This is a genomic window from Porticoccus sp. GXU_MW_L64 (assembly GCF_052983295.1).
The window spans coordinates 1-1,182 of the sequence record NZ_JBRKJK010000043.1 but is presented as its reverse complement, the minus strand read 5'-3'; the positions used below and the strand labels follow the sequence as shown (position 1 = coordinate 1,182).

1 protein-coding gene is annotated in these 1,182 nt (G+C 41.5%); it reads right to left on the bottom strand.

Annotated features, from left to right (window positions below; all coding sequences use genetic code 11):
- Nucleotides 1-113: 113 nt before the first annotated feature.
- A complete protein-coding gene (locus ACVBEJ_RS14535; protein WP_447130356.1) occupies nucleotides 114-1,049 on the bottom strand; it encodes a calcium-binding protein in 936 nt (311 codons plus the stop codon).
- Nucleotides 1,050-1,182: the final 133 nt, after the last annotated feature.

The window sequence follows — 1,182 nt, the reverse complement described above, 5'->3', positions numbered from 1 at the left end:
TTCGACCCATCGGCGATGTGCCTCCGGCTGAATATGAAATGCTGTATTATCAAACCGAGTCAAGCGAAGCCGCATGACTCAAATTAAACTGCCTCCGATCAACCCGGGGCGATTCAGAGTTCAATATAGTCATCACCTTCAAGTCCGTAGAATTGATCACCCTGATTAGCAACATTACTGCTTCCAATCATATAATCGTTTGCAGTACCGCCTGTGACCATATAACTGACCAAAATATTTGTAGCCGTTGGGTACCTTTCTCGATTAGAGTCATCAAAGTATGAGTAATCGATTTGCACCGAAACTCTTTGATCTCTGTGCCATACTTTACGGTCAAGAATTGTTCCGTAATACCAGAACTTGTGGGGTGTCCACTCGTAACTTCCAAAGCGATTGATATTTATAAAATCAAAGGGAATAGAGTCGCTAGTTGGTGGGCCTGGATCTCGAACCTTATCTTCAGACCCTAAAGTTATTCCATAATCTCCATCTACAAATTGAGTAAGCCGTATTTGTCCTATATCGTTTTGTGATTTAACATTAATTACAGCTGTGCTAGCATCTTCATCTACTATTATCGATATGTCTGAATCTTCATCTTTGTAGACATTCGATCCATCTACTGACTTAAAATTCAGAGTGGATATATCTGTCGAATTTATTTCAATTCGGTCTCCACCTGTATCTCCATCCAAGATGGTATCAACGCCGTCTCCATTGTTGTAAATAAAGGTATCTTGACCGTCTCCGCCAAGTAGCTCGTCTCTATCCTTACCACCTTCAATCGTGTCATCACCCTTACCGCCTTCTATATAATCTCTACCCGACTCTCCAGCAATAGTGTCATTCCCTCCAAGGCCATAAATCCTATCAGCGTGAATACCTCCAACCAAATCATCGACATCATTATTGCCAAAAATAACCCGTTTAAACTGACCGGGATTTTCAACAACATCATCCTCTATTCGCGCCGTTCCAATTACAGTTTGCCTTCCTGACTCATCTATATATAAACCCGAATTTTCGATATAGAAATTTGGATTTCTCAACAACCGCTGATTAGGGCAACTCTGATTAATTCATCGTTTGAGCGATAATAGCAGCATATCCACAAACCAGAGATACCGATGCGCCAACAATCCCTGACAGATGGCTTTGAGAAACACCGTAAGAAGACTCGCA